This is a genomic window from Alishewanella longhuensis (assembly GCF_014653435.1).
Lineage (GTDB): Bacteria > Pseudomonadota > Gammaproteobacteria > Enterobacterales > Alteromonadaceae > Alishewanella > Alishewanella longhuensis.
On record NZ_BNAO01000003.1, the window covers coordinates 163,370 to 163,672 of the forward strand.

3 tRNA genes are annotated in these 303 nt (G+C 50.2%); all 3 read left to right on the plus strand.

The features are described from left to right. Nucleotides 1–29: 29 nt before the first annotated feature. The 3 genes from IE163_RS07860 (at nucleotide 30) to IE163_RS07870 (ending at nucleotide 303) form a co-directional block, all read left to right on the plus strand. Nucleotides 30–106 (plus strand) — tRNA-Asn (locus IE163_RS07860). Nucleotides 107–129: 23 nt separating this feature from the next. Beyond that, nucleotides 130–206, plus strand: a tRNA-Asn gene (locus IE163_RS07865). A 23-nt stretch (nucleotides 207–229) separates the two neighbouring features. Beyond that, nucleotides 230–303: transfer RNA gene (locus tag IE163_RS07870), tRNA-Asn, on the plus strand.

A 303-nucleotide genomic window follows, 5' to 3' on the forward strand; every position in this document is an offset into this window, starting at 1 on the left:
CAGCCTTATCAACATTGCAGTATCACCCTTCCCTAGTAGCTCAGTTGGTTAGAGCGGCGGACTGTTAATCCGTAGGTCACTGGTTCGAGTCCAGTCTGGGGAGCCACTACTGTAATATCATCATATTGTTCCCTAGTAGCTCAGTTGGTTAGAGCGGCGGACTGTTAATCCGTAGGTCACTGGTTCGAGTCCAGTCTGGGGAGCCACTACTGTAATATCATCATATTGTTCCCTAGTAGCTCAGTTGGTTAGAGCGGCGGACTGTTAATCCGTAGGTCACTGGTTCGAGTCCAGTCTGGGGAG